This is a genomic window from Pseudomonas frederiksbergensis (assembly GCF_001952935.1).
In the GTDB taxonomy this organism is placed as follows: domain Bacteria; phylum Pseudomonadota; class Gammaproteobacteria; order Pseudomonadales; family Pseudomonadaceae; genus Aquipseudomonas; species Aquipseudomonas frederiksbergensis.
Map to the genome: position 1 here is coordinate 4,516,254 of NZ_CP018319.1, position 20,634 is coordinate 4,536,887.

Sequence of the window (20,634 nt, forward strand, 5' to 3'; positions counted from 1 at the left end):
ACTTCTAGAATTCAGGAATTTTCTGATCCATGGGCAAATCGCTGGTCATTGTGGAATCCCCGGCTAAGGCCAAGACCATCAACAAGTATCTGGGTAACCAATACGTGGTGAAGTCGAGTATCGGCCATATCCGAGACCTGCCCACCAGCGGTTCGGCTAGCGCCAGCAAAGAGCCAGCCGCCAAGCGCGGCAAGGCCGCCGCGGGTGAAGGTCCGGTGCTCACGCCGAAAGAGAAGGCGCGCAAGCAGCTGGTCTCGCGCATGGGTGTCGATCCCGATCATGGCTGGAAAGCCAAGTACGAGATCCTCCCGGGCAAGGAAAAGGTCATCGAAGAGCTACGCCGGCTCGCCAAGGATGCTGACACCATCTATCTCGCAACCGACTTGGATCGCGAGGGGGAAGCCATTGCTTGGCACCTGCGCGAAGCCATCGGTGGTGATGACAGCCGCTACAAGCGCGTGGTGTTCAACGAAATCACCAAGAAGGCGATTCAGGAAGCCTTCTCCAAGCCGGGCGAGCTGGACATCGACCGTGTAAACGCCCAGCAGGCGCGTCGTTTCCTCGACCGCGTGGTGGGTTACATGGTTTCGCCGCTGCTGTGGGCCAAAGTCGCCCGTGGCCTGTCCGCCGGTCGCGTGCAATCGGTTGCCGTGAAGCTGGTGGTTGAGCGTGAGCGTGAAATTCGCGCGTTCAACCCGGAAGAGTACTGGGAAGTTCATGCCGACCTCGGCACCGCCAAGGGCGCGACCGTGCGTTTTGATGTGGCGCGCGAGAAAGGCGAAGCCTTCAAGCCGCTGAACGAAACCCAGGCCATGGCCGCACTGGAAAAGCTCAAGGCTTCCAGCTACAGCATCGTCAAGCGCGAAGACAAACCGACCAGCAGCAAGCCGTCGGCACCGTTCATCACTTCCACCCTGCAACAGGCCGCGAGTAACCGCCTGGGCTTCGGCGTGAAGAAAACCATGATGATGGCTCAGCGTTTGTACGAAGCCGGCTACATCACTTACATGCGTACCGACTCTACCAACCTCTCGGTTGATGCCGTGACGATGGCGCGTACTTATATTGAAGGTGAGTTCGGCAAGAAATATCTGCCGGAAAACCCGAACGTCTACAGCAGCAAGGAAGGCGCACAAGAGGCTCACGAAGCGATTCGTCCCTCCGATGCCAATACCGAGCCAAGCAAGCTGTCGGGCATGGAACGCGATGCTGAGCGGCTCTATGAGCTGATCTGGCGCCAGTTCCTCGCTTGCCAGATGCTGCCGGCCCAATACCTGTCGACCACTGTCACCGTCGGTGCCGGCGATTTCGAGCTGCGCGCCAAGGGCCGCATCCTGAAGTTCGACGGTTATACCCGCGTCATGCCGCAAATCGCCAAGCCGGGCGATGACGACGTGCTGCCGGACATGGCTCAGGGCGACGCGATGAAGCTGATCAAGCTTGATCCGACCCAGCACTTCACCAAGCCGCCGGCGCGTTACTCGGAAGCGAGCCTGGTTAAAGAAATGGAAAAACGCGGCATCGGTCGTCCTTCGACCTACGCGGCGATCATTTCGACGATCCAGGATCGTGGCTACGTTGCGCTGCACAACCGTCGTTTCTACTCGGAAAAGATGGGCGACATCGTTACCGAACGTCTGGCCGAAAGCTTCTCCAATCTCATGGACTACGGCTTTACTGCCGGCATGGAAGAGAATCTCGATGACGTGGCCCAGGGTGAGCGCGACTGGAAGAACGTACTCGATGAGTTCTATGGCGACTTCAAGAAGAAGCTCGAGGTAGCCGAAAGCGCCGAAGGCGGAATGCGCGCCAATCAGCCGGTAATGACTGATATTCCGTGTGTGTTGTGCGGTCGTCCGATGCAGATTCGTACCGCATCGACCGGCGTGTTCCTCGGCTGCTCGGGCTACAGCCTGCCGCCGAAAGAGCGCTGCAAGGCTACGGTCAACCTGGTGCCGGGCGACGAAATCGCGGCGGACGACGAAGGTGAATCGGAATCGCTGGTGTTGCGTGGCAAGCATCGCTGCCCGATCTGCAGCACGGCGATGGACGCTTACCTGCTGGATGAGAAACGCAAGCTGCACATCTGCGGTAACAACCCGGATTGCTCTGGCTACGAAATCGAAGAGGGCACCTATCGCATCAAGGGCTACGAAGGTCCGAGCCTGGAGTGCGACAAATGCGGCAGCGAGATGCAGCTCAAGACCGGCCGTTTCGGCAAGTTCTTCGGTTGCACCAATGCGACGTGCAAGAACACCCGCAAACTGCTGAAAAGCGGTGATGCAGCGCCGCCGAAGATGGATCCGGTGAAGATGCCTGAGCTGAAATGCGAAAAGGTCAACGACACCTACATCCTGCGCGACGGTGCTTCCGGCCTGTTCCTGGCGGCCAGTCAATTCCCGAAAAACCGCGAGACCCGTGCTCCGCTGGTCATGGAAATTGTGCCGCACAAGGATGAGATCGATCCGAAGTACCACTTCCTCTGCGAAGCGCCGAAGAAAGATCCGGACGGCCTGCCTGCGGTGATCCGTTATAGCCGTAAAACCAAAGAGCAGTACGTGCAGACTGAAGTCGAGGGTAAGCCGACTGGCTGGAAAGCCTACTACGACGGCGGCAAGTGGACAGTTGAAGACAAGCGCCCGGCGAAGACTGCCAAGGCTTAAAAGGCGCTGAACACAAAAGGCCGCATGACAACCCTCGGGTTTTCATGCGGCCTTTTTGTTTTGTGCTTGCGGGAAGCGGAGCTGATCCACGACACTGTCTGACCTGCGTGAAGCAATTATTCGTTGTGGAGGCTGCCGTCATGGCCCACGAACTCTATACCCGTACCAACCAGAAGATTTACTTCGCCGGCCTGTCGCTGGAAGCGCTCGCCAGAGCCGAAGAGGGGCGGGCGATGAACTCCCTGGCGCTGATCCAGGCCGGACGTGAATCGGCGTTGTTTCACCTTTACGGTGCATTGCTTGGGCTCTGCCATGAAATCGCCGGTTTCTATCGTTTGCCTCAAGCCAACGCGCCTCGGGCCGAGTTGCTGCTGACGCGCGAAGTGCTTGAAGCCATTGCGATTCCGGAAATGGCCGAGATGGTCGAGTTGGCCAATAATCCGGAAACCTGGCTGGCCAAACTGCTGGCAGCTCATGCTGCGCTGTTTCAGCCGCCTCGGGCGCCGCACAAGCCTAAGGGGGACGTGACGCAGCCGCTGATCCTGGCCGTTAACCTGGATGAAGAAGAGGCTCCGCAAGAGCTGAGCCGTGAGGAGCTGGAGAGCTGGCGTCAGAATCTCAAGGGACTGGCGATTCGGTTTCGTGAAGGCCTGAACGAGTGCTGAAGGATAGAGCGGAATAATGGATGACCCGGTGGGTTGTCCGTTCAGGTCTGAGAGCTGTCGGACCTTTCTCTTTATGATGGCATCTGGTCAAGATCCCGAGCGAAGCCTGGCCGATGCCTATATAATCCCCGCCTTTCGTGGAGAACAGACCTTTATGCCAACGTCCTTTCTAGAAATTGTCGAGTTACCAGACGGCCGTATTGAGCTGCGCAGGGCTGAGGACGAGGGTTCTCTGGTTACTTTGGATTTCTCCGAGGATGCCAAAGCGTTTCTGCAGGGCCAGCACGTGGAAGTCGCCAAGGCGATGTTGAGCGTCGGCGTTCAGATGGCCGGACGCTTGGTTGAAGGCGATTTCAATACAGACGAGGCGTCTCGGGTTCTTCATTGATCCCGCCCGTCGGTTTTTTGCTGATCTCGCTACAGCTTGGCTTCTCTATCCTTGGAGAAGCCCCGCGTTGTTCAACGCGCGCATTGTTTGTCAGTTAACCCAATCGAATATTCAGGCTTTGTGCGTCCCCGATCCGGGCGGCGCTGATCAGCTGTTGCCGTGAAGTTGTGCTCAAAGGGTTGAGCCAGCTGACCACCGTGTGGCTGCGGCCCAGGCGCAAGGCCTCGCAGGTCAGTTGCTGTGCGCTCTGAGTGCCGCGCGGTTGCAGCAGCAGGATGCGTTCGCGGTTAAGGCCGGCGTCCCGCAACCAGGCCTGGGTCAGGCTGGCGGGTGGCGCGATCAGCGTTAGCCAGCGCGCGTCCTGGTCCTGACTCAGCTCCCTGAGAATCGGCGCCAGAAGGTTCAGGCAGTTCCCGGCGGCACCACGCAGCGACAGCTCACTGAAGACTTCGGGCTCGGTGCTCCAGGGTGATTCGACCACGTCTTTCAGGATCGGCGCCAATGGCTGCACCATGAAAGCCTCGAACAACGGCAGTTGGGCTTGCTGTGATGTATGTGGGAACTGCATAAAGCCTCCTTTAGCGGCGAATGACGCCGACACTCAAGCCTTCGATCACCAGTTCCTGATCTTTCAGGTTCACTTCGATAGGGGCGAATTCAGGGTTTTCGGCGATCAACCAGACCTTGCTGCCATCGCGCTTGAAACGCTTGACGGTCACTTCGTCGCCGATCCGCGCTACTACGATCTGGCCGTTGCGTGCTTCGCGGGTGGTGTGCACTGCCAGCAGGTCACCGTCGAAAATCCCCACATCCTTCATGCTCATACCATGAACCCGAAGTAGATAGTCGGCACGAGGATGGAAGAATGACGGGTTGATGTTGCAAGACTCTTCGATGTGCTGCTGGGCGAGGATCGGAGCACCGGCAGCCACTCGGCCAATGATCGGCAAGGTGGACTCGTCGGCCTTGGCTTCAAAGCCGGGAATGCGAATGCCACGGGAAGCACCGGGCGTCATCTCGATCGCTCCCTTGCGGGCCAGCGCCTTGAGATGTTCTTCTGCCGCATTGGGTGACTTGAAGCCCAGTTCCTGAGCGATTTCCGCGCGGGTGGGAGGGTAGCCATTGTCTTCGAGGCAGCGTTTGATGAAGGCCAGAATCTCTGCTTGGCGTGGCGTCAGCTTTAGCATATTGATCGCTCTGTCTTTTTATACAGTGACTGGGATTATATACAGTGAAACGGTCTTGGCAATGCTCCTTTTTTTGCCGGCCGCCAGACGGTCGATGAGCACGCTGATTCACGCTTGCGAGTTGTATGGTTAAATAGCTGACCGGCCATTCCCAAAACGAACCGTCAGGCTTGACAAGGCCTGGGCTGAAACGTATGTTTCAAACAAGTGTTTGTCAGGCGGAGTAGCCATGGCCCAGTCGGAAACCGTTGAACGCATTCTTGATGCTGCCGAGCAATTGTTCGCGGAAAAAGGTTTTGCAGAAACCTCATTGCGCCTGATCACCAGCAAGGCCGGTGTCAATCTGGCGGCGGTGAACTATCACTTCGGTTCGAAGAAGGCGTTGATCCAGGCAGTTTTCTCGCGCTTTCTCGGGCCGTTCTGCTTAAGCCTCGATAAAGAGCTGGAGCGGCGTCAAGCCAAGCCGGAGAACAAGCCGACGCTTGAGGAGCTGCTGGAAATCCTCGTCGAGCAAGCCCTGGTGGTGCAACCACGCAGCGGCAATGATCTGTCGATATTCATGCGTTTGCTGGGCCTGGCTTTCAGTCAGAGCCAAGGGCACTTGCGGCGTTACCTGGAGGACATGTACGGCAAGGTGTTCCGCCGCTACATGATGTTGGTCAATGAAGCTGCGCCGCGTATTCCGCCTATCGAGCTGTTCTGGCGTGTGCACTTCATGCTCGGCGCCGCCGCGTTCAGCATGTCCGGTATCAAGGCCCTGCGCGCAATTGCCGAGACCGACTTCGGCGTCAACACCTCCATTGAGCAAGTAATGCGTCTGATGGTGCCGTTCCTGGCTGCTGGCATGCGCGCCGAAACCGGGGTCACCGACACAGCCATGGCCACCGCGCAGCTGCGTCCGCGCAGCAAATCAACCCCGGTTGCCGCCAAGGTTTAACCGCACACGGGTGGGCGCGGCAGCTGACATCCGCTAAGCTAGCCGCCCATGCCGACTCTCGTTCTGAACCCGCTCCCCATTTGTATAGCCGACCTGCCGGGCATTGCCCATGGCGGCGATTTCGTGCGATCCGGGTTTATCGTTATCAAGGAATCTCTATGACTGCTGGCCTGCAAGGCTCGTTGATGGTGGACGTCGCCGGTACCTGGCTGACGGCTGAAGATCGCCAATTGTTGCGCCAACCCGAAGTGGGTGGCCTGATCATTTTCGCCCGCAATATCGAACACCCGCGTCAGGTGCGCGAGTTGAGCGCCTCAATCCGCGCCATTCGTCCCGATCTGCTGTTGGCAGTCGACCAGGAGGGCGGCCGGGTTCAGCGTTTGCGTCAGGGCTTCGTGCGACTGCCGGCCATGCGCGCCATCGCTGACAACCCGAATGCCGAGTACCTCGCCGAGCAGTGCGGCTGGATCATGGCGACTGAAGTGCTGGCTGTCGGCCTCGATCTGAGTTTCGCACCAGTGCTGGACCTCGACTTCCAGCGCAGCGCCGTGGTTGGCACCCGTTCATTCGAAGGTGATCCCGAGCGTGCAGCGTTGCTGGCGGGAGCCTTCATTCGAGGCATGAACAGCGCTGGGATGGCCGCCACCGGCAAGCACTTTCCCGGTCACGGCTGGGCCGAGGCCGATTCCCACGTTGCAATCCCTGTTGATGAACGCAGTCTCGACGAAATCCGCGCCAATGACCTGGTGCCGTTCGCCCGACTGAGCAAGCAATTGGCTGCAGTCATGCCGGCCCACGTGATCTATCCGCAAGTCGATTCGCAGCCTGCCGGCTTCTCCCGCCGCTGGTTGCAGGACATCCTGCGTGGCGAACTGCAATTTGACGGCGTGATCTTCAGCGATGACCTGTCCATGGCCGGTGCCCACGTAGTCGGCGATGCTGCCAGCCGTATCGAAGCGGCGCTGACGGCCGGTTGCGACATGGGCCTGGTGTGCAACGATCGCGCGGCCGCTGAATTGGCCCTGAGCGCCGCCCAGCGCCTGAAGGTAAAGCCGTCCGAGCGCATTGCGCGGATGCGCGGCCAGTCGTACGCCAGCACTGAATACCGTCAGGATCCTCGCTGGCTGACAGCCGTGGGCGCGCTCAAAGATGCTCAACTGATCGATTGAGACCTTTCGGCTTACATGCTGAGTTTTGATACCTGCGAACTGCGATCACTTTCAGAAGTGTAAATATGATGCTGGCAATTATTGAGCAACTTCATGAACTGTCATGGGCGGAGGAGTTCAGTCATCGTGCTCTGGATAAGGCTCGCAGATACGCTGTAGAAAGCCGGGTGCAAATCTGCGAAATCGAGGACGCTCTCGTTCTCGCCATCTGCAAAGGTTCCCAAGGGAAAATTTACGAACAAGCCATTGAACTCATCGAAGACCCTAATGGTGATTTTGAGCTGGTTTGTTCTTGTTCGTGTCCGGTGGTGATCAATTGCAAGCACTGCGCAACCGTGCTTTACAACTTGCAAGAACTGCCGATGGACTCGTTCAAAAGCACTGCCTCGGTTCAACTGAATCGTGAGTTGGAGCGTTGGCTCAATGATATTCCCCACGACGTTCCAGATCGCGAGGGGGCTGCGCAGAGCGCTGGCACTTGCTGGGTATACAAACTCAAAGCAACGTCCACCACAGGCAAGTGGTTGCTGGAAATCTACAAGGCTCGTCAGCTCAAGGATGGCCGCTTGCAGGACATCAAATCGGTGTACTCGCCGTCAGATGCACTGATGCGCGAGCCCGGCTATCTGTCGGAGCTTGACTTGCGAATCGCAAGATTGCTGGTCGCCGTCCACTCCCAACATTCGTTTTACAGCGGCTATCCCCTGCAGGGCAGCAGTGGCGCCGAAGTTCTTCAATTGGCATTAAAAACCTCACGCCTGTATCTCGATTTCGAACAATTGCAGCCGCTGGTAGCTGGAAAGAGCAGGTCTGGGCAGTTTGCCTGGACCGAGCAACTCAGCGGCAGCTTCCGTCCTCAGTGGCGTAGTGAGGAAGCGTCTGAAGAAACGGTTCTGGCGCTGGAACCTTTGTACTACCTGGATCGCGAACGGCTGGAAGTTGGGCCGCTGCTTAGCGAGCTAGACGGAAAGCTGGCCTGCCATCTGTCATTGGTCCCTGACATTCCCGCACCTCAGGCCATGCAGTTCAGCCATCGGATGAGTGCTGTAACTCGAGTCGTGCCTCCACCGCATGCATTGACCGAGCGGATCGTCGATGACGTCGAACCCCAAGCCTTCCTGACGCTTGCAAGCACTAACCGTTACAGGAACTGGAAGCATGAAGTTGAACATCGCGCGGCTTTGGCGTTTACCTATAACGGGCACGTGGCGGCGGACAAAAAATCCTCAGAAGTACTGATACTGTCCGGCACCGAAACCCAGCGCATCCAACGCAAAACCGTGGCTGAAAAAGCCTTGCGCCAAGCTTTGCAAAAACAGGGCTTCAAAAAGGCCACCCGTAAAAGTGATGCGCTACCCGACAGTGCGGGCGAAATGTTCGATTTGCCGGACGACTCGGCTTGGCTGACTTTTGTGCAGTCCGTAGTCCCGGCGCTCAGAGAGGCAAATTGGCAGATCCGTATCGATGAGAGCTTTCATTTCAATGTGCAGCCCGTAGATGAATGGTATGCCGATGTCGAGGAATCTCCGGGGCGCGAGTGGTTCGATCTGCAGTTGGGTGTCGTAGTCAATGGCGAGCGCCACAGTTTGCTGCCCATCCTGCTGCAATTGTTGCGCAGACAGCCGCAGCTGCTGAACCCGACAGAGCTGGCCATGCGTGACGATGACGATCAAGTGCTGATCGATCTCAACAGTGGGCAGTTGGGTGCCAAGCCAGGTATAAAAATTGCGCTGTCCCTGGGACGAATCAAGCCATTGATGGCAACGCTCGGTGAGTTGTATTTGGGGGGAGCAGCAGCGCCTCGTTACGCTTGAGCGCTCCTGATGCGGCGCGACTGAGCGAGCTGGAGGGGTTGCCGCTGGTCTGGCAGGGCGGTGAGCGCTTGCGCAGTTTCGCCAAACGCTTGCGTGAATCGACTCAGGCGAACGTTGCTGTTCCGGAAGGCCTCAACGCCACATTGCGGCCTTATCAGCTTGAAGGTCTGAACTGGATGCAGACTCTTCGTGAGCTTGAGGTTGGCGGTATTCTTGGCGACGACATGGGCCTGGGCAAGACCCTGCAAACACTGGCTCATTTACTCGTCGAGAAGCAGGCAGGGCGACTCGATGTTCCGGCACTTGCGGTGATGCCGACCAGCCTCATTCCCAACTGGCTCGACGAAGCGGCACGCTTCACCCCGCAGCTGAAAGTCCTGGCGCTGCATGGCGCTACTCGGCAAAAGGATTTCATCAACCTTGCCGAATACGATCTGGTGCTGACCACGTATGCGTTATTGCCGCGCGATCTTGAGGTTTTGCAACCACAGGTCTGGAGCGTACTGATTCTCGATGAAGCACAGAACATCAAAAATCCGCTCAGCAAAGCTGCCCAGGCTGCCCGTGATCTGGAGGCCCGGCAGCGTTTGTGCCTGTCCGGCACGCCATTGGAAAATCACCTCGGCGAGCTATGGTCACTGTTTCACTTCCTGTTGCCCGGGTGGCTGGGCGACAGTAAAACCTTCAATCGTGACTACCGCACCCCGATCGAGAAGCACGGCAATAGCGAACGGATGCAGCACCTGACTGCCCGTATAAAGCCCTTTCTGTTGCGCCGCAAGAAAGAACAGGTCGCCACCGAGTTGCCGCCAAAAACCGAAATCGTGCATTGGATCGAACTCAGCGATGGGCAGCGGGATGTTTATGAAACCGTGCGCGTGGCGATGGACAAAAAGGTGCGTGATGAAATTGCCCGCAGCGGCGTTGCGCGTAGCCAGATCATCATCCTCGACGCTTTGCTGAAGTTGCGTCAGGTGTGCTGCGATCTGCGGCTGGTCAAAATGTCCCTGACGGCGAAAGCACTTCGTGCGGGCAGCGGCAAGTTGATCGGTTTGATGGAGATGCTGGAGGAGTTACTCAGTGAAGGACGCAAGATTTTGCTGTTTTCGCAGTTCACTTCGATGCTTGCATTGATTGAGGAGGAATTGCTGCAGCGTGGCGTCGGCTATGCGTTGTTGACTGGCGAAACGACTGATCGGCGCACGCCAGTCAAAGACTTCCAGAGCGGCAAGGTGCCGTTGTTCCTGATCAGTCTGAAAGCGGGTGGTACGGGACTTAATCTGACAGCGGCCGACACGGTGATTCACTTCGATCCGTGGTGGAACCCTGCTGTTGAAAACCAGGCCACCGATCGTGCTTACAGGATCGGTCAGGACAAACCGGTGTTCGTCTACAAGATGATTGCCAAGGGCACGGTGGAAGAGAAAATACAGGCACTGCAACAGGAGAAGGCGGCGCTGGCCGGGGCTGTGCTTGAAGGCGGCACGACCGGAGGGTGGAAGCTTGAGCAGAGTGACATTGAAGCGCTGTTTGCGCCGTTGCCTGACCCCAGGTCCTGATAGCTGATTTCTTCAGTCAATACGAGGTGACCCCATCGCGGGCAAGCCACGCTCCCACAGGGTTGAGGTTAACCCTGTGGGAGAGGCGGTGAGGCGATCGACTTGCTCGCGAAAGCGACCTACCAGGCGGCGACTATCTCAGCGCTTTTCCAGCTTGTCCGGCAGTGGCGCAAACAACGCTTCAATATCATCACTCTGCAACTTCCAGTCCCCGGTCTGGCGTCCGTCCAGCACGCCAGCTGCCAGGTCGGATTTTTCCTTCTGCAGATGCTGAATCTTCTCTTCGACCGTACCCCTGGCAATCATCTTGTAGACGAACACCGGTTTCTCCTGGCCAATGCGATACGCTCGGTCAGTGGCCTGGTTTTCCGTCGCCGGGTTCCACCATGGATCGTAGTGAATCACCGTGTCGGCTTCGGTCAGGTTCAGACCGACGCCACCCGCCTTCAGGCTGATCAGAAAAATCTGACGCTTGCCGCTCTGGAAGTCTTTGACCTGTGCGCGCCGGTCGCGGGTCTGGCCGGTCAGCAGCGCATAATCGACTCCGCGTTTTTTCAGCTCATCTTCAATCAACGACAGCATTGAAGTGAACTGCGAGAACAGCAGGATCCGCCGACCTTCATCGAACAATTCCTCAAGCATTTCCATCAGGCTGTCGAGCTTGCCCGACGTGCTCCCGCGAGTGGGCAGGGTGGCATCGTTGACCAGACGCAAATCGCAGCAAACCTGACGCAGCTTCAGCAGCGCCTCAAGAATGATGATCTGGCTGCGCGCCACGCCCTTGCGGGTGATCTCGTCGCGGACTTTCTTGTCCATCGCCAGGCGCATGGTTTCGTACACGTCGCGCTGGGCTTCGTTGAGTTCGACCCAATGGATGATTTCGGTTTTCGGCGGCAACTCGGTTGCCACTTGCTCTTTGGTTCGACGCAGCAGGAACGGTTTTATCCGACCGTTGAGGTGCTGAAGTCGTACTTCGCTGGCGCGCTTTTCGATGGGCACGCGGTAATCGCGGTTGAAGCTTTTCACGTCACCCAGCCAGCCGGGCAGCAGGAAGTGAAACAGCGACCACAGCTCACCCAGGTGGTTTTCCAGTGGTGTGCCGCTCAGACACAGACGCTGGCGGGCATTCAATTCGCGGGCAGCATGGGCGGCCTTGCTGTTGGGGTTCTTGATGTATTGCGCCTCGTCCAGAACCAGTACGTGCAAAGGTTGCGCGGCGAGACGTTCGACGTCCTTGGGCAGCAGCGCATAGGTGGTCAGGATCAGGTCGTAATCGGCCAGCGTGTCGAAATGCTTTTTGCGACTGGCACCGTACAGCGCCAGCACTTTGAGTTGCGGCGTGAAGTGCGCCGCCTCATCCAGCCAGTTGGGGATCAGGCTGGTCGGCATCACCACCATGCACGGCCGATCAAGGCGTCCGGCGTTCTTCTCACTGAGAATGTGCGCCAAGGTCTGTAGGGTTTTGCCCAGCCCCATGTCGTCCGCGAGAATCCCGCCGACTTCCAGTTGGCGCAACGACTGCATCCAGCTCAAGCCTTCCAGCTGATAGGGGCGCAAGGTCGCGTTCAGGCCTTCCGGTGCAGTCGAGGTAAAGTCCTTGATGTCCCGCAGCCGCTGGGCAAAGGTGCGAATTTGCTCGCCGCCCTCCCAAAGCAGCGGCAGGTCTTCCAGCGGATTCAGGCGCGTGGCATCGGCCTTGCTCAGGCGCAGCGTCGTTTCGCCAGGCCCTTGCAGGTAGAACTCGCCGAGGGTCGCCAGCACCGGTTTCAATCGGCCGAAGGGCAGGGCGACTTGCAATGGTCCGTGCTCGGAGTTCGGGCGATTGGGGATGTTCACCAGGATCAACTCGTCGTCGCGCCGCCGTGCAAGGCGTTCCGGGTTGAGGATCTCGGTGTGAGAACGCATCAGGTTCAGCAGTATCGGCAGCAGGCTCAGCCGTTCGCCGTTGACGATGATTCCCAGCTCCAGATCGAACCAGTCACGCTCCGGTGCCTGTTCGACGGTGGCGTACCAATCGTCCACGGCGGTCAGGTCGAAGCCGAAGTCTTCGTCGATCTGCAACTCCCAACCCTGGGTACGCAGCTTCGGCAGTTCATTGAGGGTGAAGGTCAGCCAGGCGCTGTCGTTGACCATCTCGAAAAGTTCGCCGGCACTTTCCGGCAAGGCTTTGCTTTGCCGGGTGGCGACCTTGAAGCCAAGAATTCGTAGCTGTTCCCTGTAGGTCTGTTCGACTTCCGGGTGGCGTTTAACCCGCAGCGTTTGCGTCTCCTGGCGAATCAGGATGTCGGCGTTCTTCTGTCCGGAAACGTATTCATCCAGATAGCCGAATGACAACGCCGCGCGATGCTGAATGTAACGTTGCATCTTGCCGTTACGCGGTTCGAAGGCGCTGAACTCGATGCTCGCCAGCCACAAGCGCGGCACCGGCTGCACGTTATCCACCAGTACTTGCGGGGGCTTCGGGCTACGGTTTTCCAGTACTGCTTGAAGTTTCTCGAGTAGCTCGGCGTCTTGCGCGGCGGCGGGGTAGGCCAGGGTTTCCTGCACTTTCAGTAGCACCGCTGCGCAGTGTTTGCAGTTGTTGTGGACCGGGCAGGTGCAGGTGGCGTCGATCATCAGCAACGTGGCTTTGGCTGACTCGCGCAGGCGAATGGTCTGACGGTAAACATTGCCGCCAGAGCCCTCGCAGACGGCAATGATGGTGGCGTCACCGGCCTCGATGATCCTGACGCGGTTCTCCAAAGCGTAGCGACGGCCACGCTCCAGGCTCTGTTCCTTGAATCGGCTGACCCAGGAAGGTGCCAGGGGTTTGCTCAGGGTCGCTGACATAAGGACTCAATCAGTCCGGAATTTCTTCGGGGGCTGGCCGAGGCGCAGGGGAGGTGAGCGAGGTGATCTTGATCAACAGGCCCAAGTGGCCATTGTCGAGGAAGTTCAACTGGCCGTTCTTGGTGTGGCTTTCCTGTTTCATGCGTTCGCTGGCGGTGACCATGCCGTTGGCGTCGATCTGGTTAACCCAGAAGTCGGCGTCGACGTCGGTGAAACGCCCCAGTTTCATGCTCAGCGTGCCCTCGATCGGGTACTGGCCGAACTGTTCCTTGCCCTCGCTGATCGCAACTTTGCTGGCCTCTTCGCCAAGGTTCTGTTGCCAGGCCTTGTGCAGCAACACCGTGTATTCATTACTGGCGGTGAGTTTTTCCACTTCAGCATTGAGGCTTGGTGTGCGCAGGCTGTCGGGGCTGATGGGCTGAGCTCCAGCCGCCCAGTCTTCCGGCGCGGCGCGGCTGACGATAGCGGGCACGGCGTTTTGGCGGACCAGAATCATTTCAATCTGATACAAGTCATCGGCAAATGCCGTAGGGGTGACCAGCGCTGTTAATAACATGGTCAACGAGGTCAGTGAGCGGAACAGGCGCATGCGGCGTCCTTCAAGCAGTTTTCGGAATGAGGTGCTCAAACAGCGCCTCTACAGTATTAAAGCGCTCTTCCGGGCGCTCCATCGGCACCTGGAATTTAAACATCGTGGCGCCTTCGAATTTGTAGCGTTTTGGCTGGCTCTGGATCAACTTGATCAGCGTCAGCGGGTCGACCGGTGTTTGCGCCGCGAACTCGATTCGGCCACCTTGCGGGCCGCCGTCGACTTTCTTGATGCCCAGTAGCTCGGCCTGCAATTTCAGCGCGGTAATGCGCATCAGGTTCTTGGTCGGCTCCGGCAGCAGACCGAAACGATCGATCATCTCCACCTGCAAGTCCTTGAGGCCTTCCTCGTCGGTGGCCGAGGCGATGCGTTTGTAGAGAATCAGTCGGGCGTGTACGTCTGGCAGATAGTCCTCGGGAATCAACGCCGGTACCCGCAGATTGACTTCCGGACCACCGCCGAGCGGCTGGTCGAGGTTCGGTTGTTCGCCCTTGCGGATCGACTTCACCGCGCGCTCGAGCATTTCCATGTACAGGGTGAAACCGACAGCCTGGATCTGTCCGCTCTGCCCATCGCCGAGCAATTCGCCGGCACCACGGATTTCCAGGTCGTTGGTGGCGAGCACGAAGCCCGCGCCGAGGTCCTGGGTATTGGCGATCGCTTCCAGACGTTTTTCGGCGTCAGGCGTGATTTGCTGGCGCGGCGGCGTCAGCAAATAAGCGTAAGCCTGGTGGTGACTGCGACCGACCCGGCCGCGCAACTGGTGCAGCTGCGCCAGGCCGAACTTGTCGGCGCGCTCGATGATGATGGTGTTGGCGCTCGGCACGTCAATGCCGGTCTCGATGATGGTCGAGGCGATCAGCACGTTGAAGCGCTTGTGGTAGAAGTCGCTCATTACTTGTTCGAGATCGCGTTCGCGCATCTGCCCGTGGCCGATGCCGATCCGTGCTTCCGGCACCAGTTCGGCGAGGTCGGCGGCGCATTTCTCAATGGTTTTCACATCATTGTGCAGGTAGTAGACCTGACCGCCACGCAACAGCTCACGGAGCAAGGCCTCTTTGACCGTGCTCTTGTTCTGCTCCATGACGAACGTGCGTACCGACAGGCGACGGGCCGGCGGCGTGGCGATGATCGACAGATCGCGCATGCCCGACACGGCCATGTTCAGCGTGCGCGGAATCGGCGTGGCAGTCAGGGTCAGGATATCGACTTCACTGCGCAGGGCCTTGAGCTGTTCCTTCTGGCGGACCCCAAATCGGTGCTCTTCGTCGATGATCACCAGCCCCAGGTTTTTGATTTTCACGTCATCCTGCAGCAGCTTGTGTGTGCCGATGACGATGTCGATCTTGCCTTCGGCCAGGTCCGCGACCGCCGCATTCACTTCTTTGGTCGATTTGAAGCGGCTCATCACTTCCACGCTCACCGGCCAATCGGCGAAGCGGTCGCGGAAGCTGTTGTAGTGTTGCTGGGCGAGCAGGGTGGTCGGTACCAGAATCGCCACCTGACGACCGCCGTGTACCGCGATGAACGCGGCGCGCATCGCCACTTCGGTCTTGCCGAAGCCAACGTCGCCGCAGACCAGGCGGTCCATCGGTTTCGGCGCGAGCATGTCGGCGCGCACGGCGTCGATGGTGGTTTGCTGGTCCGGGGTTTCTTCGAACGGGAAGCCGGCGCTGAAGGTCGCGTAATCGGCTTTCGGGTCGGCGAAGGCATAACCTTCGCGAGCGGCGCGGCGGGCATAGATGTCGAGCAACTCGGCGGCCACGTCGCGCACCTGTTCGGCGGCTTTGCGTTTGGCTTTCTGCCAGGTCTCGGAGCCGAGGCGGTGCAGCGGGGCCAGGGCATCGTCGCTGCCGGTGTATCGGGCGATCAGATGCAGATTGGCCACCGGCACGTACAGCTTGGCGTTTTCGGCGTATTCGAGGGTCAGGAACTCAGCGGCCTGACTGTCGATTTCCAGGATTGTCAGCCCGAGATAGCGACCGACGCCGTGATCGATATGCACCACCGGCGCGCCTTCGCGCAGCTCGGTGAGGTTTTTGATTACGGCATCATTGTTGGCGTCGGCGCGTTTCTCGCGGCGACGGCGTTGCATCACGCGCTGACCGAACAACGGGCTTTCGGCGACCAGGGCCAGCGCCGGGTCATCGAGCACCAGACCTTCGTCGAGCGGCGCGATGGTGATCGCCAGGCGTTCTTTGCTCGCGACGAAATCCGGCCAGCTGTCGACGGTTTTCGGCCGCAGCTTCAGGCGTTCGAGCAATTCCAGCAGCACTTCACGACGGCCCGCGGATTCGGCGGTAAACAGCACGCGACCGGGAAATTCGTCGAGGAAACCCGCCAGCGCCGCCAACGGTTGGGTGGCCTTGGCTTCGATGGCCAGGTTCGGCAGCTCTCGAGCGGGGAACCGCTCGCGGCCGACGCCGGTTTCCACGTCCTGTTGACTGGCAACCACGCGCGGCCAGTTTTTCAGGCGCGCGAAGCAATCTTCCACCGGCAGGAACAACTCGGCGGGCGGCAATAAAGGACGGGCCGGATCGACGCGACGCTCTTCATAGCGATTGCGCACGTCGTTCCAGAAGTTTTCCGCCGCCTGCTCGATACCCGGCAAGGAAAACACTTGCGTGTCTTGGGGCAGGTAATCGAACAGCGTGGAAGTGTCGTCGAAGAACAGCGGCAGGTAGTACTCGATACCGGCCGGTGTAATCCCGCTGCTCAAGTCCTGGAAGATCGGGCAGCGGCGGAAATCGACATCGAAACGCTCACGGAAGCGCGCCTTGAAGCGGGTGACCGCATCCTTTTGCAGCGGAAATTCTCTCGCTGGCAGGAGGCGAACCGTTTCAACCTTGTCGATGGAGCGCTGGTTTTCCGGATCGAAGGTTCGAAGGGTCTCGATTTCGTCGTCGAACAGGTCGATGCGGAAAGGCAGTTTGCTGCCCATCGGGAACAGATCGATCAACGAGCCGCGCACGGTAAATTCGCCATGCTCGTAGACGGTATCGACGTATCGATAGCCGCTGGCCTCAAGCCGGGTGCGCATCTGCTCGACATCGAGTTTCTGACCGATGTCGAGCACCAGGCTGCTGCCGAGCAGGAATTTGGTCGGCGCCAGGCGATGCAGGGCCGTGGTGATCGGTACGACCAGAACGCCATGACTCAGCTCCGGCAACCGATACAACGCGGAGATGCGCTGGGAAATAATGTCCTGGTGCGGCGAAAACAGATCGTAGGGCAGGGTTTCCCAGTCCGGGAAATGCAGCACCGGCAAATCCGGGGCGAAGAAACTCAGCTCCTGTTCCAGCCGTTCGGCACTTTGGCTGTCGGCGGTCAGCAGCAGGGTGAAGCGCTTGGCAGCGCTGGCGGCCTCGGCAATGGCGAGGCTCAGGGCGGCACCGGGCAGGTTGCCCCAGTGCTGTTTACCTGCCGCGGCAGGGAGAAGCGGTAGACGCAGAACGGGCACGGAAGGTTGAGCTCCAAGCGTTGCGACAAAGTCGGTAATTGTAGCGGTCCCGGGTGCCGCCTGTCAGTTGCAGATGTGTCTATTACGCAGGTTGGGCGAAATGTAGTGGTAAAGACAAAATCGGCCCGTTTTTTAGTAAAAAAGACCGAATATGTAGTGGCAAAACGATTGGGTGTTACGGAGGGTTACAGACAAGACAGCGATGTCTCCGAAAAAATGACTGCGTTGCAGGCCCCGGTTTTATTGGGCTTGAGCCGTGCGTCATTTTTTTGAAGTGGATTTTGTTACTGGTCGCGCGACAAGCGCGCATTGCTACGGGAGGCACTCGGCGGCATAATGTAGCCCCTTTTTTCTGCCCCTACATAGTGGAAGGTTCCCGTGACTCAGAAGCCCGACCAGTGTCTTGGTGAATGGATCGACCGTGAAGCACTCGCAGAAGCGATGATTCCGCTTATCGGTCAGCTCTACCGCAATAACAACGTGGTGAGCTCGATCTATGGCCGCAGTCTGATCAACCAGTCTGTCATCGCGATTCTCAAAGCTCACCGCTTTGCTCGCCATCGCCAGTCCGATGACAGCGAATTGTCCGTCCACGAAACATTCCCGCTGCTCAAGGCAATGAGCGAGCTCAAGCTCGGCGCTGCCTCGGTAGACCTGGGCAAGCTTGCAGTCAAATTCAAGGCTGAAGGCAATGGCCGTACTGCCGAGCAGTTCGTCCGTGAAGAACTGGCTGACGTCGTTGGTCAGCAAAATGTTTCCGCGCGCAAAGGCACCGACGTTGTTCTGTACGGCTTCGGTCGTATCGGCCGTCTGCTGGCGCGCATCCTGATCGAGAAAACCGGTGGTGGCGACGGCCTGCGTCTGCGCGCCATCGTTGTCCGCAAGGGCGCCGAAAACGATCTGATCAAACGCGCCAGCCTGCTGCGCCGCGACTCGGTACACGGTTCGTTCAATGGCACCATCACCATTGATGAAGCCAACAACACCATCACCGCCAACGGCAACCTGATCCAGGTTATCTACGCGAAAAACCCTACTGAAGTGGACTACACCCAGTACGGCATCAAAGACGCGCTGCTGGTGGACAACACCGGTGTATGGCGTGACGCCGACGGTCTGGGCCAGCACCTGGCTTGCCCGGGTATCGATCGCGTTGTTCTGACCGCGCCGGGCAAAGGCAAGCTGAAGAACATCGTTCACGGTATCAACCACGGTGAAATCACCGCTGATGACAAGATCGTTTCCGCGGCTTCCTGCACCACCAACGCCATCGTGCCGGTGCTCAAGGCTGTCAACGACAAGTTCGGCATCATCAACGGTCACGTTGAAACGGTTCACTCGTACACCAACGACCAGAACCTGATCGACAACTTCCACAAAGGCGATCGTCGTGGCCGTAGCGCCGCGTTGAACATGGTAATCACCGAGACCGGTGCTGCCACCGCTGCTGCCAAGGCACTGCCTGAGCTGGCCGGCAAGCTGACCGGTAACGCGATCCGCGTTCCGACGCCTAACGTGTCGATGGCCATTCTCAACCTGAACCTTGAGAAAGCCGCCACCCGTGAAGAAATGAACGAGTACCTGCGCTACATGGCGCTGCACTCCGACCTGCATAAGCAAATCGACTACGTCAATTCGCAGGAAGTGGTTTCCACCGACTTCGTTGGCTCGCGCCACGCAGGCGTGGTGGACGCTGAAGCAACCATCAGTCAAGACAACCGCGTTGTTCTGTACGTTTGGTACGACAACGAATTCGGTTACAGCTGCCAGGTGGTTCGCGTGATGGAAGACATGGCTGGTGTAAACCCGCCAGCATTCCCGCGCTAAGCGTTAGCTGCACATGAAAACGCCCCGACTTTGGTCGGGGCGTTTTTGTTTGTGCGGTGATCGTTCCCACGCTCCGCGTGGGAATGCAGCCCGGGACGCTCCGCGTCCCTGCCGAAGCGGACGCGGAGCGTCCATTGAGGCATTCCCACGCAGAGCGTGGGAACGATCTTGTCGACGAGAGTGATCGATCAGGCGCCGCCAACCACAGCGGCCTACGCTGTCCGCAACTCAGCTCCCACAGGTTTTGCGTTTGACTGATGGGCGCTGGCAGACCTCGCTCTCGTGTGCTCTGAAGCTCATAATGGCGGGCGCGGTTTTGAGGGGGGATGAAGATTTGTTAACTGGACGGTGGACTGGGGTTGTGATGCTGGCCGGTGTTTTGTCCGGTTGTGGCAACGGCGACAGCCTGGAACGCTTCGACGGCCCGACCATGGGCAGTCGTTATTCCATTCAATACGTAAGGCATTCCTCCACGCCCGGGCTGAAAGCGGTGCAGGCTGAAGTAGAAAATATCCTCGCTGAAGTGGATCGACAATTCTCGACCTATCGCAGCGACTCGGTTATCGAACGCTTCAACGCACTGCCGGCCGGCCGCTGTCAGGTCATGCCTGGCCCGGTGCTCGAATTGATCCGTGTGGGCGAGCAACTGTCTTCGCAAAGCGAAGGCTCCTACGACCTGACCGTGGAACCGCTGCTCAATCTCTGGGGCTTTGGCCCGCAGGGCCGTGAAGAAAAAGTCCCGACTGCCGAAGCGCTCGCCGAAGTCAGGCAGCGAGTCGGTTACCAGCACCTGCGTATCGACGGCGATCGGTTGTGCAAAGACGCCGCGGTAGAGGTCGACTTCAACAGCGTCGCCGCCGGTTACGCGGTCGATACAATTGCCGCAAAACTCGAAGCAATGGGCATCCACAACTACCTCGCCGAAGCCACTGGTGAGCTCAAGGCAGCGGGCAAAAAATTCGACGGCTCGCCGTGGCGCGTCGCCCTGGAAGAACCCCGCGACGACCAGCGAGTGGCCGAGCGCATCATCGCCGTAGACGGCTACGGCGTTTCCACTTCCGGCGATTACCGCAACTATTTCGAGCGGGACGGTCGGCGTTACTCCCACACCTTCGATGCCCGCACCGGGGCGCCGGTCCTACACACCCTGGCGTCAGTCACGGTGATTCATCCTTCAGCGTTGATGGCCGATGGCTTATCGACGCTGTTGCTGATTCTGGGGCCCGAAAGGGGTTGGGACTATGCCCAAGCGCATGACATCGGTGCATTCTTTGTGATTCGTGCCGATACAGGATTCGTCACACGAACCACGCAGGCTTTTGAACGCCTGAGTGGCGCAAAAGCCAAGTGATCAGGGCGATTCAAGCAGCAAAGACTGGCGGTGTAGTGCAGGCAAAACTAGCCTACGACGCGACCAAGGGTTAATGTGCGCGGCGTTGACGCTTATATAGACTGTGTCCGGGTTCTGCACTGGCCCCAAATTGTTCCTTCACGCCGCAGATCGGCGTGATTTAGCCGCAGGTGCCGAGGGCGCCGCGGCCTGTTCT

General features: G+C 58.7%; 12 protein-coding genes and 1 pseudogene. 8 read left to right on the plus strand and 5 right to left on the minus strand.

Going from position 1 to position 20,634, the window contains the following annotated elements:
- The first annotated feature begins 29 nt into the window (after positions 1–29).
- From topA to PFAS1_RS21010, 3 genes are all read left to right on the plus strand, one after another.
- Positions 30–2,663, plus strand: a complete 2,634-nt coding sequence (gene topA / locus PFAS1_RS21000; RefSeq protein WP_074875124.1) for a type I DNA topoisomerase — start codon at positions 30–32, stop codon at positions 2,661–2,663.
- Between the two features lie 140 nt (positions 2,664–2,803).
- On the plus strand, positions 2,804–3,328 hold the full coding sequence (locus PFAS1_RS21005) for a DUF6586 family protein (protein ID WP_074875126.1): 525 nt from the start codon (positions 2,804–2,806) through the stop codon (positions 3,326–3,328).
- A gap of 154 nt (positions 3,329–3,482) precedes the next feature.
- Positions 3,483–3,716 (plus strand): hypothetical protein, encoded by a 234-nt coding sequence (locus PFAS1_RS21010; protein WP_008151412.1) that lies wholly within the window; start codon positions 3,483–3,485, stop codon positions 3,714–3,716.
- A gap of 94 nt (positions 3,717–3,810) precedes the next feature.
- Here the strand turns inward: PFAS1_RS21010 and sulA are convergent, their stop codons facing one another.
- Both sulA and lexA read right to left on the minus strand, forming a co-directional pair.
- Entirely contained in the window at positions 3,811–4,284 is a 474-nt protein-coding gene (sulA, locus tag PFAS1_RS21015; protein ID WP_076030379.1) for an SOS-induced cell division inhibitor SulA, read from the minus strand.
- Positions 4,285–4,294: 10 nt separating this feature from the next.
- The gene (lexA, locus tag PFAS1_RS21020) at positions 4,295–4,903 is read right to left on the minus strand and encodes a transcriptional repressor LexA (RefSeq protein ID WP_007933171.1); all 609 of its coding nucleotides are present in this window, start codon (positions 4,901–4,903) and stop codon (positions 4,295–4,297) included.
- A 229-nt stretch (positions 4,904–5,132) separates the two neighbouring features.
- On the opposite strand from lexA, the gene PFAS1_RS21025 reads away from it, so the two are divergent.
- The 3 genes and pseudogenes from PFAS1_RS21025 (at position 5,133) to PFAS1_RS21035 (ending at position 10,382) form a co-directional block, all read left to right on the plus strand.
- A complete protein-coding gene (locus tag PFAS1_RS21025) occupies positions 5,133–5,840 on the plus strand; it encodes a TetR/AcrR family transcriptional regulator (RefSeq protein WP_007933170.1) in 708 nt (235 codons plus the stop codon).
- A gap of 170 nt (positions 5,841–6,010) precedes the next feature.
- Positions 6,011–7,009, plus strand: coding sequence for a beta-N-acetylhexosaminidase (gene nagZ, locus PFAS1_RS21030; RefSeq protein WP_173860483.1), 999 nt, complete (start codon positions 6,011–6,013; stop codon positions 7,007–7,009).
- A gap of 68 nt (positions 7,010–7,077) precedes the next feature.
- Positions 7,078–10,382: pseudogene (locus PFAS1_RS21035) on the plus strand (DEAD/DEAH box helicase).
- 138 nt (positions 10,383–10,520) lie between these two features.
- Here PFAS1_RS21035 and PFAS1_RS21040 read toward each other — a convergent pair.
- Genes PFAS1_RS21040 through mfd form a run of 3 tightly spaced genes read right to left on the minus strand, consistent with a single transcriptional unit; the run spans position 10,521 to position 17,260 of the window.
- Complete coding sequence (locus tag PFAS1_RS21040) at positions 10,521–13,211, minus strand: DEAD/DEAH box helicase (protein WP_076030380.1); 2,691 nt, start codon at positions 13,209–13,211, stop codon at positions 10,521–10,523.
- A 10-nt stretch (positions 13,212–13,221) separates the two neighbouring features.
- Positions 13,222–13,800 (minus strand): CsiV family protein, encoded by a 579-nt coding sequence (locus tag PFAS1_RS21045; protein WP_076030381.1) that lies wholly within the window; start codon positions 13,798–13,800, stop codon positions 13,222–13,224.
- 10 nt (positions 13,801–13,810) lie between these two features.
- On the minus strand, positions 13,811–17,260 hold the full coding sequence (gene mfd, locus PFAS1_RS21050) for a transcription-repair coupling factor (protein ID WP_074875134.1): 3,450 nt from the start codon (positions 17,258–17,260) through the stop codon (positions 13,811–13,813).
- Between the two features lie 378 nt (positions 17,261–17,638).
- On the opposite strand from mfd, the gene PFAS1_RS21055 reads away from it, so the two are divergent.
- Together PFAS1_RS21055 and PFAS1_RS21065 are read left to right on the plus strand one after the other, a co-directional pair.
- Positions 17,639–19,087 (plus strand): glyceraldehyde-3-phosphate dehydrogenase, encoded by a 1,449-nt coding sequence (locus PFAS1_RS21055; RefSeq protein WP_076030382.1) that lies wholly within the window; start codon positions 17,639–17,641, stop codon positions 19,085–19,087.
- 364 nt (positions 19,088–19,451) lie between these two features.
- Positions 19,452–20,438: an FAD:protein FMN transferase gene (locus tag PFAS1_RS21065; protein WP_076030384.1), complete on the plus strand. Its 987-nt coding sequence runs from the start codon at positions 19,452–19,454 to the stop codon at positions 20,436–20,438.
- Positions 20,439–20,634 lie beyond the last annotated feature (196 nt).

Excerpts from the sequence above, each read along its gene's own strand:
- PFAS1_RS21025 (WP_007933170.1), top strand. The coding sequence starts at position 5,133 with ATGGCCCAGTCGGAAACCGTTGAACGCATTCTTGATGCTGCCGAGCAA.
- topA (WP_074875124.1), top strand. The coding sequence starts at position 30 with ATGGGCAAATCGCTGGTCATTGTGGAATCCCCGGCTAAGGCCAAGACC.
- PFAS1_RS21065 (WP_076030384.1), top strand. The coding sequence starts at position 19,452 with ATGCTGGCCGGTGTTTTGTCCGGTTGTGGCAACGGCGACAGCCTGGAA.
- sulA (WP_076030379.1), bottom strand. The coding sequence starts at position 4,284 with ATGCAGTTCCCACATACATCACAGCAAGCCCAACTGCCGTTGTTCGAG.
- lexA (WP_007933171.1), bottom strand. The coding sequence starts at position 4,903 with ATGCTAAAGCTGACGCCACGCCAAGCAGAGATTCTGGCCTTCATCAAA.
- PFAS1_RS21045 (WP_076030381.1), bottom strand. The coding sequence starts at position 13,800 with ATGCGCCTGTTCCGCTCACTGACCTCGTTGACCATGTTATTAACAGCG.
- PFAS1_RS21010 (WP_008151412.1), top strand. The coding sequence starts at position 3,483 with ATGCCAACGTCCTTTCTAGAAATTGTCGAGTTACCAGACGGCCGTATT.
- PFAS1_RS21040 (WP_076030380.1), bottom strand. The coding sequence starts at position 13,211 with ATGTCAGCGACCCTGAGCAAACCCCTGGCACCTTCCTGGGTCAGCCGA.
- PFAS1_RS21005 (WP_074875126.1), top strand. The coding sequence starts at position 2,804 with ATGGCCCACGAACTCTATACCCGTACCAACCAGAAGATTTACTTCGCC.